General features: G+C 31.4%; 14 protein-coding genes. 6 read left to right on the top strand and 8 right to left on the bottom strand.

Annotated elements, in window-relative coordinates:
- Positions 1-163 precede the first annotated feature (163 nt).
- On the bottom strand, positions 164-1,630 hold the full coding sequence (locus LrDSM24759_RS03590; RefSeq protein ID WP_117118135.1) for an MFS transporter: 1,467 nt from the start codon (positions 1,628-1,630) through the stop codon (positions 164-166).
- 202 nt (positions 1,631-1,832) lie between these two features.
- On the opposite strand from LrDSM24759_RS03590, the gene LrDSM24759_RS03595 reads away from it, so the two are divergent.
- From LrDSM24759_RS03595 to LrDSM24759_RS03610, 4 genes are all read left to right on the top strand, one after another.
- Positions 1,833-2,588, top strand: coding sequence for an MIP/aquaporin family protein (locus LrDSM24759_RS03595; RefSeq protein ID WP_117118136.1), 756 nt, complete (start codon positions 1,833-1,835; stop codon positions 2,586-2,588).
- Between the two features lie 131 nt (positions 2,589-2,719).
- Complete coding sequence (locus tag LrDSM24759_RS03600; protein ID WP_117118137.1) at positions 2,720-3,004, top strand: DUF2316 family protein; 285 nt, start codon at positions 2,720-2,722, stop codon at positions 3,002-3,004.
- Between the two features lie 180 nt (positions 3,005-3,184).
- Complete coding sequence (locus tag LrDSM24759_RS03605) at positions 3,185-3,796, top strand: hypothetical protein (protein ID WP_117118138.1); 612 nt, start codon at positions 3,185-3,187, stop codon at positions 3,794-3,796.
- Between the two features lie 159 nt (positions 3,797-3,955).
- The gene (locus LrDSM24759_RS03610; RefSeq protein WP_245953334.1) at positions 3,956-4,378 is read left to right on the top strand and encodes a MarR family winged helix-turn-helix transcriptional regulator; all 423 of its coding nucleotides are present in this window, start codon (positions 3,956-3,958) and stop codon (positions 4,376-4,378) included.
- Between the two features lie 44 nt (positions 4,379-4,422).
- On the opposite strand, the gene LrDSM24759_RS03615 is transcribed toward LrDSM24759_RS03610, so the two are convergent.
- The 3 genes from LrDSM24759_RS03615 to hpt form a co-directional block, all read right to left on the bottom strand.
- Entirely contained in the window at positions 4,423-5,280 is an 858-nt protein-coding gene (locus LrDSM24759_RS03615) for an SDR family NAD(P)-dependent oxidoreductase (protein WP_117118139.1), read from the bottom strand.
- A gap of 3 nt (positions 5,281-5,283) precedes the next feature.
- On the bottom strand, positions 5,284-6,303 hold the full coding sequence (locus tag LrDSM24759_RS03620) for an amidohydrolase family protein (protein WP_117118140.1): 1,020 nt from the start codon (positions 6,301-6,303) through the stop codon (positions 5,284-5,286).
- A gap of 166 nt (positions 6,304-6,469) precedes the next feature.
- On the bottom strand, positions 6,470-7,009 hold the full coding sequence (gene hpt, locus LrDSM24759_RS03625; RefSeq protein ID WP_117118141.1) for a hypoxanthine phosphoribosyltransferase: 540 nt from the start codon (positions 7,007-7,009) through the stop codon (positions 6,470-6,472).
- A 216-nt stretch (positions 7,010-7,225) separates the two neighbouring features.
- Between hpt and LrDSM24759_RS03630 the strand changes: the two genes are divergently transcribed.
- A complete protein-coding gene (locus LrDSM24759_RS03630) occupies positions 7,226-8,038 on the top strand; it encodes an Rpn family recombination-promoting nuclease/putative transposase (protein ID WP_117118142.1) in 813 nt (270 codons plus the stop codon).
- A gap of 50 nt (positions 8,039-8,088) precedes the next feature.
- Here the strand turns inward: LrDSM24759_RS03630 and LrDSM24759_RS03635 are convergent, their stop codons facing one another.
- Positions 8,089-9,987 (bottom strand): GTP-binding protein, encoded by a 1,899-nt coding sequence (locus LrDSM24759_RS03635; RefSeq protein ID WP_117118143.1) that lies wholly within the window; start codon positions 9,985-9,987, stop codon positions 8,089-8,091.
- 241 nt (positions 9,988-10,228) lie between these two features.
- On the opposite strand from LrDSM24759_RS03635, the gene LrDSM24759_RS03640 reads away from it, so the two are divergent.
- The gene (locus tag LrDSM24759_RS03640) at positions 10,229-10,714 is read left to right on the top strand and encodes a DUF2798 domain-containing protein (RefSeq protein WP_117118144.1); all 486 of its coding nucleotides are present in this window, start codon (positions 10,229-10,231) and stop codon (positions 10,712-10,714) included.
- Positions 10,715-10,774: 60 nt separating this feature from the next.
- On the opposite strand, the gene LrDSM24759_RS03645 is transcribed toward LrDSM24759_RS03640, so the two are convergent.
- From LrDSM24759_RS03645 to LrDSM24759_RS03655, 3 genes are all read right to left on the bottom strand, one after another.
- Positions 10,775-11,122, bottom strand: coding sequence for a hypothetical protein (locus tag LrDSM24759_RS03645; protein ID WP_117118145.1), 348 nt, complete (start codon positions 11,120-11,122; stop codon positions 10,775-10,777).
- A gap of 54 nt (positions 11,123-11,176) precedes the next feature.
- Positions 11,177-13,147 carry a DUF262 domain-containing protein gene (locus LrDSM24759_RS03650; protein ID WP_117118146.1) on the bottom strand — a complete coding sequence of 657 codons (1,971 nt, stop codon included), beginning with the start codon at positions 13,145-13,147 and terminating at the stop codon, positions 11,177-11,179.
- A gap of 1 nt (position 13,148) precedes the next feature.
- On the bottom strand, positions 13,149-16,018 hold a 2,870-nt coding region (locus tag LrDSM24759_RS03655), incomplete at its 5' end, for a DEAD/DEAH box helicase (protein ID WP_117118147.1).

The raw sequence follows: 16,018 nt of genomic DNA on the forward strand, positions 1-16,018 counted from the left end.
TATCCCTAATAAGATTAAATAATTTCCAAAATGTAAATTATCAAAAAAATTCATTTTTACCCTCCTACTTATACAAACCCTAAGTTTAATATAACGAGTGTTTTTTTACAATTAAAAAATAGAAGTAAATTTCGTAGTGGAGCGAATTTACTTCTATTACTTTTTATTTAAAATTTCCTTTTTCTTTGTTGAAATTAAAGTAAAAATCACAAACTACTGCCAGTATCAAGAGGATAAGAGAAACTAACATAATTTGATGTAATCCTTGATGAAAAATTTGCCGCATCAATGGCAGTAAATGAGCTGGTAAAAATCTTGCTGATTTAGCATCACTTAATTCATTTAACATCTTAATTGTAATTTCATGGTGTGCTTTGATTCCATTTGCCAAAGCAAAATTCATAATTACACCATAAACTGCGGCCATAACCGTTTGTGCTAATATTCTTATCAAATAAGATGTCGAAGTTGCGGTAGCCATATTTTTCATCCCCGCATCCATTTGAACTTTTACTTGCAAAGCAACAAAGATAAACCCAACTCCAATTCCTGAAAAAGTACCAATGATAATTAATAAATACAAAGGAGTAGTTACAGTGGAGAAGAATAAACCTGCTACTGAAATAATCATTGTAATTAAACCGATCAAAACTAAAATAAAGGTTCGCAGATGTTCTTGAATGGTAGCTACTAATTGTGAAGCAATAATTTCAAAAATGGAATTAGGTATCAAAGTCATTCCACCCATCAAGGCTGACATTCCTAAGATGGCCTGTGCCCACATTGGCAAATATGTATTTACCGCCAAAAAAGCACCCCAACTCAAAGCAAATAGGATAAAATCACCATTTAAATCCCGATTTTTAAATAGATCTAATGGAATAACGGGATTTTCTGCTCTGCTTTCATGATAAAAGAAACCACTTAAAATAAAGAGACTCATGACAATCAATAAAATGACCAAACTGATTGAAGTTAATCCCAGAAGTTGAACACCAAGTAAGAATAAGATAAGACCGCAAACTAATAAAATAGCTCCCGGGATATCAAATTTGACTGGAGCCTGAGGAGTAACCGGTTTATAAAAAATCAAGCAAATTATCAAAGCCAATAAGCCAATCGGAATATTGATATAAAAGACCCAATGCCATGAAATCGCATCAATTAACCAACCACCAACTAAAGGCCCCATTATTGCAGCCCCATTAAAACTAGCTGTTAGATAACCAAGTATTTTGGTTCTCTTTTTTATATTTGTAAAAATATAACCAGCAATAATATAAGGTAGCGAGCCCATACCTCCTGCTCCAATTCCCATAACGAAACGAGCAACCAGAAAGAAGAAAATATTAGGTGCTAATCCTTCTAAAGTAGATCCCACAATAAAAAATATCAGAGAAATTTCAAAAGCCAGTTTATTAGTAATCTTTTCTCCGATCTTAGTCCAAATTGGAATGGAAATAGACATTCCTAATAAGAAAATTGCTACGATCCAACCCATGAATTGAATCCCATGTAAAGCTGAAACAATTGCTGGAATTGCAGTATTGATGATTGTTCCATCAAGTCCAGACATTACATTACCCAACATTAAAGCGGCAGTTACCATTGTAACTTGTTTTTTATTCATAACTCTCCAAGTTTCTTAATCACATAATCTCTCTACGCTATTTTATTATGCAAAAAAATGCTAAAAATTACCAAGAAAATTTTAAATTTTACAATATTTATTCAAATTTACTTAAAAAAATGCTATTCATCTCAGCTACTCTTAGGTATAATTGGATTTGCTGTTATTTTTCACTTATTTTTTCAGGAGGATTCGAAAAAGTATGGAACACACTTGGTTCGCAAAATATATTGCGGAATTTTTAGGTACCATGATCTTAGTTATGTTTGGAAATGGTGCCGTAATGAATACGGTTTTGAAGAAAACCAATGGTAATAACGAAGATGGTAAGGCAAATGGTGGCTGGCTATTAATTGCAATCAGCTTTGGTTTTGGAGTAATGATTCCTTCAATGCTCTTCGGTTCAGTTTCTGGTTGTCATATCAATCCTGCTGCTACTTTAGCCCAAGCATTCGCTGGTGTCTTTCCTTGGGCTCATGTGGCACAATACATTATTGCTCAGTTTCTTGGTGCAATGGTGGGACAATTAATTATCCTAGCAGTTTATTGGCCAAGCTTTAAAGAAACAACCGATCCCAATATTGTGTTTGGTTGTTTCTCTACTGCAGACATTCACAATAGTAAATTAAATGGATTTATTTCCGAAGTTGTGGGTACTGGCGTTTTAATGTTTGTTGCCATTGGACTTTACCATGGTCTCTTTTTCCACAATGCCATGGATATTGCCAACATCGGTGTTGGGTTCATGATTATGGGAGTTGTTTTAGCACTTGGTGGTGTATCTGGACCATCCCTTAACCCTGCTCGAGATTTAGGCCCACGTATTCTTTATGCAATTTTACCTGTACCAAATTCAGATCATAATGCCCACTGGGATTACAGCTGGGTAGCATCCCTAGGCCCAATTGTGGGTGCAGTCATTGGTATTTTTGTTTACAAGATCCCATTTGGACTCTAATATAAGCTAAAAAGTCGTTAAGAAAATTTCTTAACGACTTTTTTTAAATTTCATTTCCGGTCAAAAAAGTTGTACTTCAAACTATTTAATGATTAAATATAATTGTATTGTTAAATATAGGAGGTTATTACATGTTAACCAGACAAGAAACAATTAACACTGCACATGAATTACAAGAAAATTTTAGTCGTTTAAATTCTGATTTACCAACTATCCTAAATGATTTACAAATCTCAGAAGAAGAATTAAATCAAATTCTTAATATGGATAATCCTGAACCGGGACATGTTTGGATGGTACGCGATTACTTAGAAGATAAATTAAAAGAACAAGGAACTGAAGTATATCCATTTTCAAGATTAGCTGATCATAGTGCTAACCGTTGGTTCCCCTATGACACTCCTTGGCGTAATTAATAGTTAAAAAGATTGATAATTCTCACTTATAAATGAGACATATCAATCTTTTTTATTTTATTCTTTTTTGAGTAATTGAATTGGAACTAGTTGACGATAAGAGGTATATTATTTGTATTTATCATTAAAACAGATTAAAATACAACTGTTTAAAAATCATTTTAATTAGGAGGTACTCTTATGAACTTAGATGGCCTTGATTTACATGCAACTCACAAAGATCTCTATTGTTTTAATGGTTCCGTAAAATGGTTAATCTATGTTAATAACTTTTTCTATGGTTATTTGAAATATGATCCTTATACTCGCCATTATGCAGTAACACGCGAATGGTTCCCAACTCAAAAAAATTGGGTTTATGATGAACCAGGAGTAACTATGGAAGGCGAAAGTTCAAACGATCGCGCCGCTTTAGCTTTAATTGAAGAACAAATTCAAAATAAGAATATTACTTATAACCTGGAAAGTGAAGATCCCGTTAAAATTACGGTAGCCGTAAATGGACAAAATTGGGGTCTATTTACTCAGCAAACTGATGATTCATGGATTTTACAATACAGTGCCTTTCCAAAATTACAGATTTGGGCTACTGCTCCTGAAGATACTGGTGATACTTTTGTTTGTTTTGAAGGAACTAAAGTGCCTGGTACTGAATTCAGGGATTTTAATCCAATAGAAAAATTTACTGGTAACTGGGAAGAAGTTAAAGAACAATTTGAAAAACAAATAAAACAAAACTTTGATAATGAAGAAAAAACTGAAACTACACGTCCTCATCTTACAAGACGTTAGTTATTTGGAAATATAGACTATCTGATTTTAAAATTAAATAGTCTATATTTATTTGTATTTACAACTGTTAACTAATAAAATAGTATTCTTATCTTACAATTTAACTTACACTTTAGGATAAATTCAGTTATAATTTATTTAATCTAAGGAGGAATACTATTGGAAACAAATAATCCAAATAATATCTCAGAATACTTACATCTTGCTGAAGTAGCACAAGAAAAATTTGTTCACGATAAACTACAACGGCTCGGTTTAAATATTCAACAAGCACGTTTAATTAAATATATTGCTGATCATCCAGGAACAATTCAAAAAGACGTTGCAACATATTTGAATCGTCAAACTGCTACCATGACCAATATGTTAAAAGGGATGGAAAAGAAAGGTTATCTAAGTAGAAGAATTCCTACAGATAATGAAAGACAAAAACAGATCTTTATTGAACCCAAGGGAGAGAAATTAGTTGAATCTATCAAGGAAATATTTGCTTCATTGGAACAGAAAGTAACACAACTAATTCCTCAAGCAGAACAAGCAGATTTTATAAAAAATTTACATCGTATTATTGATTCATTATAAAAACAGCTTTTGGTATTTGATACCAAAAGCTGTTTTTTTATTAATTATTTAAGATGACAAAACTTTAAACTATCGTTCCATAATTCAACCGCATTATGTTGATTATAAGATAACGCAGAAGATCGAATCGTATTAGTACTTCGATCAAAATATTGATCAGTTACATCAGCTAAGGCTGGACTAGTAGCAACTTCCGCTAAAGCGGTGGAAGATTGGTCTAAAGTACTATAGCGATCTGGCGCAGTTAACTTAACCATTTGTTCACGTGCCTTACCAGTACCTTGTGAGAAGTTAGTATCGGCCATAAAGCCAGGATTAAATGAATTAGCTACGAATGTCTTGTCTGTTTTTTCAAAATAGTTTACCAATGCATGAGTGAAATAAATCATACATAATTTTGAGTATGCATATCTTGATCTAGTATCTACACCCCCATAAGCAATTTTGTCTACTCCTGGCCAGGTTAAACCATATGGTGGATTATGCATATCAGAAGTAATATTAATAATTCGACAATCAGCATTCATCACTGGTAGAAGTAATTGAGTTAGCAAAAAATGACCCAAATAATTAGTCTCAAAAACAATGTCAAATCCATCTGCAGTCACTCCTGTGCCACGCATTGGTGAAATACCAGCATTATTAATTAAAACATCAGGTTTGATACCAGAATCAATAATATTTTTGGCAAAATTGTGCACTGATTCAAAAGAAGAAGTATCAATAATTTGTACTTCTACATTTTCATTACCAGTTGCCGCAATAATATCTTTCTTTGCAGCCTGAGCCTTAACCATATTTCGACAAGCTAAAATCACGCGATATTCTTTATTAGCAGCAATTTTTTTTGCTGTTTCAAAACCTAAACCAGAGTTAGCTCCGGTAATAATTACATTTTTCATAAGTTACTCCTTTGAATCCAAGTGAAATAATTTTTCTGCGTTTTTATGAGTAATTTTCTCTATATCTTCAGGAAGTAAATCAGAATTAATAATAAATGGTCGAACATCATCAATTTGATCAAAAGTCCCATTTAAGTATGGGAAATCTTGAGCCCACATTACTTGATTTACTCCCATTGTTTTAACAGTAAATTCCATGTCATTTCTAAAGAACATCTCCGATGGATCAGTATAAATTTGATGTTGGAAATACCATGAAACTTTATGCTTAAGTCCAGTTAATTTAGTTGGTAAACCCAGATCAATTCGATCAAAATAGAATGGCAGCCCTTCACCCCAGTGACCGGCAATAATTTTAAGGTTAGGCAATTTATCTAAAATACCAGCTAAAATCATCCGCATTACATTTACACCAGTATCATAGTGCCAACCAATTGCATACCCAGCAAAGTGGTTGGCTACTTGAGGAGACCAATTTCCTTGATAATAAAGTTTTTGAATATCAGGGGAAACAATTCCTGGGTGAACATATAAAGGAACATCTAATTCAGCACATTTTTCCAAAATTGGGTAAAACTTAGGATCATCCATAAAGTGGTTATTAACTTGTCCCTCAACCATTACACCCACAAAGCCTAATTCATTAACACAACGTTCTAATTCAGCAACGGCTGCATCTGGAAATTCCAGTGGTAAAGTTGCATAACCGTAAAAACGTCCTGGATATTTTTGAGTTGCTTCATATACTTCATTATTAGCTTGTTGGCAAAGTTCAATGGCAACTTCATCAGCTAAATTACCAGGAGTATTGTTACCATAACCTAAAATTTGTGTATCAACACCAACTTTATCCATATAAGCAATACGCTTACCACCAATATCAGTAATTAAGCTACTATTAACAAAATCATTAATAAATTTAAACATTGTAGGATTAATACTATTATTCTTCAGTAAGATCTTTTCTACTTGATCATTAACCTTCTTAGACATGTAGTGTTCTTCAAGTGTAATTAATCTCATGATTTTTTACCTTTGTCTTTCTTTATTAAAGAAATTATTTTCTTAACAGTTGTAGTTTAATCTGTTCAAAAAGTGATTTTAACTAATACACATTAAAATAAAAGAGCAAGTTTCTAGTTCTACTCTATGAACTTGCTCTTTTACATATCAATTAAATTTTTTAATATTAAGCATAAACACGATGTTTTAAAACACCAATATAAGGTAAGTTGCGGTATAACCCATCATAATCTAAGCCATACCCTACTAAAAATTCATTAGGTGCATTAAAGCCGATATAATCACCCTTTAAGTCTACTTCGTGACTTTTTGGTTTATCCATCATAGCACAAATTTCTACGCTTGCCGCTCCACGTTTTAAGAATAAATCTTTTAAGAACTTTAAAGTACGTCCAGTATCAATAATGTCTTCCATGATAATTACTGGTCTATTTTTTACGTCATATTTTACATCTTGACTTAAAGTAACCTTACCAGTGGAATGAGCTCCTTCATAACTAGAAGCTTTAACCACATCAAGATTCATCATAAAGTTTAAACGTTCAAGCATTTTACCACTAAACATCAGTGCTCCAGTCATTACTGAGACAACTAGGGGTAATTCTTTGCTATTAGTATATTTTTCATTTAATTGGGCTGCTAATTCATCCAAACGATTATTCATTTGTTCCTGGCTAATTAGTATTTTTTCAATATCGTTATTCATTTTTATTTCCTTACTCAAAGTCATTAACGATAAGATTTTAACATATTTTTACGTAAAATAAACTATTTTTGTTCAATAAATTCACTAATTTACTAACTTTTTAAAAATATTTTATTAATATTGTTCGTGTTTATCAGCTTATACCTTATTCTTCAAAATAAAAGTCATTTTTCACGTAATTATTTACAGCAACTAATATCTTTTTAAGGAGTAAAAATGAATAAATGGTACGGTTTTACCCAGGACTTAGTATTTGGGGAAGTAATGAAAAATAAAGAATTTTGCAAGTATATGATTCAAGCTACAATTCCTGGGCTTGATGAAGTTAAAATTATCAATATCGAAACCCAAAAAGAATTTAAAGGTACCGATATTGATGAAAAAGGTATTCGTCTTGATATCTTTGTCAAAGATGATAAAGGTAACTTATTTGATGTGGAAATGCAAAATACTAATGAACATAATTTAGGTAAACGAATGCGCTACTATCAATCTAGAATTGATACTTTTGCATTAGATTCTGGCAGTACGTATAATAATCTTAAAAGATCTTATATTGTATTTTTATGCATGTTTGATTATTTCAATCAGGGTAAAGCAAGTTATAGCTTTCATGAATATGAAGATTCAAACAAAAACTTAAAATTAGATACTGCATCAACAAAAATAATAATTAATGGAACAGCTGCCACAGATATACAGAATTCAAAGTTATTAAGTATTATTAAACTAATGCAGGGTAATTTTGATTCTTCTAATAAGTATATTCGCTACGCCGAAGAAAAAATCAACCAGATAAATAACGATCCTAAGAAAAGGAGAGCAATTATGGAATACGAGACTAAATTACTTGAGAGAGAACAAAAGGGTATTCAACAAGGAGTTATGGACACCTTAAATTTATCAAAAGAAATTAAAAAGCTTAAATTAAAGGGATTTACACCTGAAGAAATTTATTCTCAGATAAAGAATAATGGCGATTCTTTATCTAATCAAGAATTAAAAGAACTGATTGACTTAATCAATTAACTATAAAAAGACATCTCTTGGATAAATTTTCCAAGAGATGTTTTTTTAATTTATATTTTTAAATATGGATATTGGGCATGTTCTGGTACTTGATCCCAAGTAATTGTATGACCAGCACCATGATAACAAAAGACAGAATTAGGAGTATTCTCAATATCTGACATTGGATCATAATTTTTAGCTTGAATAATTTCACTACTATTTTGACAAGCCTGATAGCCGTTTACAACGCACTCTAAACTGCCCTCACCATGACTATAATTTCTTACTTCTTGATGATAATTCCGCATTTGCGCTACAGGTGCACTACCTATTAAGGTATTATCTTCTAACTTAAATTTTCCACCCATTTTTTGAATATCAGTCATGGCTCTTCCCACCTGATCCTGTGGTACAGTTAAGCGAAAATCATACCACGGTTCAAGTAATGCTAGTCCATCTTGCTGCTTCAATTCCATTAGTCCTTGACGCACGCCACGCCAGCTAGCTTCACGAAAGTCTCCACCAACAGTATGAACTTCACTTCCTTTTCCACCAATCAATTCAATTTCAACATCAGTTAGAGGAAAACCAGCCAATACTCCCAAATGTGTCTTTTCCTTCAATGCATGAAAAATCTGGTGTTGCCAATTACTTGGTAAAACTTCCAAACTACAGCTAGAAGTTATCTTAATCCCACTATTGCGTGGTAAAGGCTTTAAGAGAAAGTGAACTTCTGCATAGTGACGCAATGGTTCAAAATGACCTACTGCTTCAATAGGCCTAGTAATTGTTTCTTTGTATAGAACAGTTCCTTGCTTTAACTTAACTTGTAAATTAAAACGTTCTTCCATTATCTGCGCCAGAATTTCCGCTTGCATTGATCCCATTAATTGAACATTGATTTCGTCTAAATCTTTATTCCAATTAACATTTAATAAAGGATCTTCTTGTTCTAATACTTGTAAAGCAACCAGAACCTCATGCAGGTCACCTTCGGTTGTCACACTATAATTTAATACGGGTTGTAAAAAATTAGTATTACTAGTGTCCTGACTTCCTAGTCCTTGACCAACAAAACTATTTTTTAAGCCTTTGATAACACCAATTTGACCTGCCTTGAGCTTGTCAACAGTAGTGAATTTATCACCATTATAAATTCGTAATTCATCGGCCTTTTCATCTTCTAAAGCTTGCTTAGCCTTTAATTTCCCACCAGTTACTTTTACCCAAGTTAAACGATCCTTATTTTCATGAGAAATTTTAAATACTTTAGCAGCAAACTTATCAGAATATTCTGCTTGCTTAGTCAACTTATCTAATCCATAAATAAATTCATCAATACCATCTAATTTCAAAGCAGAACCAAAATAAGCAGGAAAAATCTTTCTTTGAGCAATAAGATCTTGAACCTGTTTTGTCGCTATCTTTCCAGTTTCAAGAAAGGTTTCTAGGATTTTTTCATCCGTTGTAGCAATATTTTCATTTACCGTATTTTCATCATCAGAAAAATTAATAATCTGTGGGCTTAATTTAGACTGAATATTTTGCAATACTTTAGCTTTAGCGTCAATTTGATCAATCTTATTAACAAAAATAAAGGTTGGAATTTGTAATTTATTTAATAATTGCCATAAAGTTTTAGTATAAGCTGTTACACCATCAGCAGCAGAAATTACTAAAATAGCATAGTCCAATACGGCTAAAGTTGATTGCAACTGATTAGCAAAATCCATATGTCCTGGAGTATCAACTAAAGTAAAATTAGTTTCATTAGTTTGAAATTGTGCCAAATGAGAAAAAATCGTAATCCCACGTTTCTTTTCAAGTTGATCTGAATCTAAAAAGGCATCTCCATTATCAACACGACCCAATTTGCGTAAAGCACCAGTTTGATAAAGTAAAGCTTCAGAAAGAGTTGTTTTACCAGCATCAACGTGAGCTAAAATTCCAATATTTACCTGTTTCATACTTTTCCTTTTATTCTTCTAATTTACTAAAAATTATTCTACTTTCTTTTAATGAAATTTTATCTACTTTATAGCCATAATCTTTAACTTCCTTTTGTTCTAAGGATAATTTTATCATGCTTACTTTGAAATTTTTAAATAGTCCATGTATAATAGTTTAGTCTTAAAAATATTTTGCGTATAACGGTTCAGCAAACATCATAGTTTGTTGAGCCGTTTTTTGTTTCAAAAAGGAGTAAAAATGGAATTTTATATGAAGCTACCTCGTAACTGGAAAGAAAAAGCAATGTTTATGCTTATTGTTTCTTTTATTTCAGTCAACATCATAGGACCGATTATTTCACTTTGGGAAATGGGCTGGAGTATTGCCAATTATCTTAAGGTACTCCATGTTTTACCATATATTTGGATTGCCGTAATTTTAGTAGTTTTATTAGCTGAAAAACCTGCCACTTTCTTGAAAGAAAAAATTACTCATAAGGATGATAGCTTTAAAACTCAAATTTGGATTAACACTCTGTGCAATGTTTTTATTATTTCAGCTTTAATGACCATAATTGGGAGTGCTATCGGACAAAGAAGTATTCCAATGCATACGCTTAAAAACTTTTTTGAAATTTGGCCAAGGAACTTTGGTTTGGCACTTTTAATTGAAGGTTTAATTGCCCAGCCAATTGCTAGATTATTTATGCAACATTATCATTTAAAGACTGATAGAGCAAACTAAGATAAAAAGGAACGTATAACTCCTAAATACCGAGCTATGTGTTCCTTTTTTTGCATGTTTTTATTTTTTCTCAATGAACTTAAATTTATTTGTAGGAGGTACTTCCCAACGCGGATTACTATATAAAATTGCTTCAACTTTAACTATATCTTTTGTTAAAATTCGTTCTTCTATACTTTTACTACTTCTTAGTTTACCTTTTTCTTCATCTAAATCATATCTGCTAATTTTAATTTTTTCAGGTAACTTATTATTCTCAACATAAGTATCCCAAAAGCCAATGCATTCAGTACCATTAACCAATGTAACTTTAACTTTTTCACCAACTGGATTTGTCAAAAATTGACCAATGCTATAGTGCTGTTTATCCCTAACTTCTCCCAATAAACTATATTGTATATATTCCATTATCAATTTTACTTCTATTACTTCAACTATTTTTTCTAAGATACTCTAAGTTCTTTATTTTATTGTATAAGAAACTTCATCACTAATATCATACATATCTGAAATTTTTGAAATAATTGCTAAGATCGTTCCAGATGAAAAATTAGTTTCAATTGAGATTCCACTTTTTAATAGTTCTGGTCGACTTTGATTCTCAAAAAGCATCTTTCCTAAAGCACTATCCTGACGAATCTTTTCATAAGATCGACTGTCTAAATCCCAAATATAATCCATAAAGACAACTAACATTTTTTTCCAAGAATCTAAGTTAATATCTTCATTATTAATTGTAATTCTACTTGGCTTTGTATTTGTTACATTTATTTCTTCACTAATTAGGTGTTCTCCACTTAATTTTTCTTTTGTATTTGCTTCAAAATTAGGCTTTGGAAAAATATTTACCAGTTTATGTGAAATTTTTTCTGTACGATCAACAATTGAATCTCTATCCCATTTATCATAATCTTGAGCAATATCTCTAGTTAAAGAAATATTTGAGTCTTGATAAAATTTTCTTTTTTCTCGATAAATTTTATTACTCATCTCTTGATTGTACTTAGTCAAAGTTAAATTTCCAATAACACCTCCCAGTTCTTCATTTACTTTCATCGCATGATCTACTTCAATACGCCAATCATTAGTTAACCTTTGTGGCATAATATGTTCAATCTGCGCGTCATCAAATTTAATCGTTTCCTTTGTTTTTGCTTCCTCTAAACTCATTAAAGCAAATTTAGCTAGTTTACTTTGCTTATAAATATTACTTGTTTTGATACTTTTTACAAATTCTTTATCACTTGGAAAACTAGTATCTAACATATCAAGAGTTCGTTGAATCCAGTTATTCTTGACCTTTTTCTTATCACATAAACTTACAATAATTCTATTTACACCATTAGTTTTTCCGCTACAAAACTTAAGTCTAAAAAGGTAACTTTCAATAAGTTTACCTATAGTTGTCAATTCCTGAGTAGATATTTCATTTTTCTCATGCATCCCCAGTAACATGAGTAAATAAGGATATACTACTCTACTATCCATAATATTTATATGCGCTATTATTTCATCAAAAGTTTCTATATTGGTTTTTGCCTGCACTAATTTACTATACATAATTGCATAATTAGTTAAATCAGCAAGAGCTTGCTCAGAATTATAATTTATTTCAGTAAAGAACTTTTTATAAGATGGATATAACCTATTTTTATTAATAGTTTTATGTTCTTTCATCATTAGGTAATGTCGAATAAAGTCATCGAAAGTTTCAGTAGTAAAGAGACTTTCCATCTTTACCCAATATTGTTCATAAAATCTTGCCTGCGCTTCTCCATCTAAATTCATTAACAAAAAATTTCTAACTAAATCTGATGCTGAAAGAGAGACACCAGTAGAATTTAAACTTTCAAAAATTAGCTGTGGACTTTCATTACCTACTTCATTACTAAGTTCAATATATACTAAACTTAAATGACTCAAAGCCTCTTCTATTTCACTTCCAGATAAATTAGACTTATCAATCATTTCTTTAAAATATTTATAATTAGAAATAATTTTCGATGGTGTATCACACTCATCTATTTTTCCTCTCATTACGGCTTTAAAAGCACCTGAATCATGTGCTACTGGTTTTAACTTATAGTGATTATTTTCCTCTAAATATTTATTTATTAAATATTGGTCCTCCAGTTCTGAACTAATTTCTTCATTACTATCTGCTAAAGCTTTAAGCAATAAAGTTAAACTTGTTAAACGTTGTTGTCCATCAATAATTCGATAAATATGACTCATTTTAGCACCAGTTTCACTTACATAAACAATTGTGCCTATAAAATGATCATGTTTTTCTCTCGCACACATTACCACATCATCAAATAATTGTTTGCATTGGTGCTCACTCCACTCATAATTTCTTTGAAAAACTGGAATTTCAAAAATTGTTTTTCCCATTCCTAAAAAGTCAAATAAGTGTAAACTATCTGCTTTCAAATTATTCTCCCTGTCCAAATTCTTGCTTTATTCGCTCTTCTAAAGTTCCATTTTTTGCTAATTCAGCAGCATCCATTTGTTTAAAATGTTTTTCTAAGACATCCCTTTTTAACGATTCATCAAAACCAAAAATATAATTTGTTGCAATAAGATAAATAATCCTAGTTGGTGCTAATCCATAAACCTGATGTTGTATGATATGCATAATACGTTCCTGATTATCTGGAAATAACTTTTTCATCTTTTTATTATTGTAGAGACGTTTCACAATTTCTGTAATATAGAGACCTGATTTCATATATAAATCTGCAAATGTTTTATCTGGATCATCAAATATTCCTGGATTATTTGCTTCTAAATCATCAACCATGTGCTTTACAACAGCTTTAGGGGTATAAATTTGATTAGTTTTTTGAGGTGGAATGTAGTCAAAAATATCTTCTTTATTACTTTCATCAAAATAATTACTCAATTTTCTTTTTAAGTCTAAAAATTGTTTAATTGAGTCGTTAAACACTACTTCATCAAATAAGTGACCTTCAAAGTGTTTCTTTTCACCAGTTTCTTCATCGATATAATCTCCACCATCTCTTAAAAAGCGGAATTGTTCTTCTGTTATTCCTGTTACCTCTTTAAAAACATCATCTTCTGTGTATTCATCAAAATTTTGAAGAGTAAGTTGCTCATCCCCATAAGCCATAATAAAACTAGGAATAGTCCTTGAAAAGCCGCGAAGATGTGCACGAGCATCTTCTTGGATATCCTGTACTTTCTTTTTTTCTTTACTTTCTTCTATCCTTCTAATTACTTTTTCGGGAACCTCAGAAGCTGTTTTCTCTACATGATCTTGAAGATTTCTTTCAAAGTCTTTTTTAATTTCATTTATCTTTTTTTGATAGTCTAACTGTGCCTTTTCTAAATCTGCTTCATCTTGTGCATTATTTTTAGAATTATTTAATGTTGCTTCTGCTACCTTCATTCGATCATTTGCTTCATCAGCTATTTTAGCTAAAGAATTTTTATTTTCCTGAGCAAGTTTCTTTTTATATCTATTTGCTTCATCTTTTTTTATCCCATATTCTTGACTAACTCGATTAACAATTTCAGTATTTATTGAATCATCTAATTCCTTACTTATCGCACTAGCTGCTTTACCAAAATCAGACATCTCTGTTTGATTTATCTTACTACTTAATTTATCTCCAAGATCTTCGTAGATTTTATCACCAAAAAGTTCTTTAGCTTTTCCAATCACCCGTTCATTTGATATCGTTACCTCACCATTTTCATCAACCTCTGCATCTTCAGCTCCTGCAATTGCGTCTTTATCAGGCATCTTCTTTTCTTCTTTTGCTTTAACAATACCATTTAAAATTTCTCTTACTTCCTTTGGTGCTCCAAAGATACGTGAAATATTAGCAAATAAAAAGTTACTCATGAATTTCTTATCTACTACTTCTTTAGATTTTAATCTTCGTGGAATAGACATAACTGCTTCTGCATCTAATTCCACCATTTTACCTTCTTCATCTTCACCAATTACGGGAAAAAAATTAAGTAATTTTCTTATCTTCTCTTTTCTATCTTCTACGGTTCCCTTTCCATTTACAGTTGTAGTTTGAAGGTTGTTAGCAAATTCATCAAAAATAATTAAAGTTCTTGTTGGATCAAAATCAAATACATAAGCATTTTCTTTTTGTACTAAGTCATCATTTCGGTTAAAAGTATAAGGATTTTGTGCACGAAAGGCCGCCTGCATATATTCAGATGGACTCTTCATATTAGAAAGCATTAAAACCCCTGACCAAGGTTTAATCGTAACCCCAGTTGTTAATTGTCCTACACTTAACGTAATAGTTTTTTCAAATTTTTCTGTTGCCCTTTTTACTCTATCAAAAGATTTTTCACTAGCTTTTTCAAACTGCGTGTCATCTAACTGGTCATCATCTAATTTTCCATTACCAGCAGCAAGAATAATTTTATAATCTTTAAACACAGGATGCTCTTTTAATTTCTTAGCTAATGCTTTAGCACTGTCTACTCGATTAAGAAGCCAAAAAGTATGAGCTAATTCTTGACGCAATTCAGGAGTAGAAAACGGATACTTTTCCTGTTTAGTTAGGGCATCCAAGAAATGATCTACTGCATCTTCATAAATAAACTTTCCATTCTTTGTTTTAAAAAATTCATTTAAATCAAAAGCAGGATCTATACTTTCTTGATCTACTTTAAGTCCCTGTTTTAACTTATCAGTCATCATTTCAGAAATTTGATAAGTATACATATTTAACTTGGGCATTACTTCATATGGATTTTGGCTTTCATGGATCTCATACCAATGTTCCTTGGCTTGTTGCTCATCTGCATATGACCAATTATAGATTTGCTCTTCTGAGAACTTACCTTGAGCTAAAGCTTTGAAAGGCGTACCAGTTAAATGTAAAGTATATTTTCTATTTATTTTGTCAAAAGCCTTATCAGTCTTATAAGTATCTACGCCTTCATGAGCTTCATCAATAACCAAAAGATCCCAGTTTAAATCTTTAATCCATTTCAACTTATCATAGTTGCCACCAAAGTAAACAGAACCTTTTAGGCCTTGTAAACTTTCAAAAGCTACTTGACCATATTCTTTACCATCAGATATGCTATCAAGAAAATCTTTTCTAGATAAGACAGGACGTTCCTTCAAGGCATCAGTTTCACTAACAAATTTCAAATTGGTCTTTGCTGCAATAAACTTATCAAAGTCATCAAACCAAGAATTAGCAATACTTGGCCGGTTAGTTACTACTAAAATATTAGTAAATTTCATTTGGCGAATTAAATCGTACGTTGTCAAAGTTTTTCCAAAGCGAGGTTTAGCATTCC

The organism is Lactobacillus rodentium (genome assembly GCF_003423665.1).
Lineage (GTDB): Bacteria > Bacillota > Bacilli > Lactobacillales > Lactobacillaceae > Lactobacillus > Lactobacillus rodentium.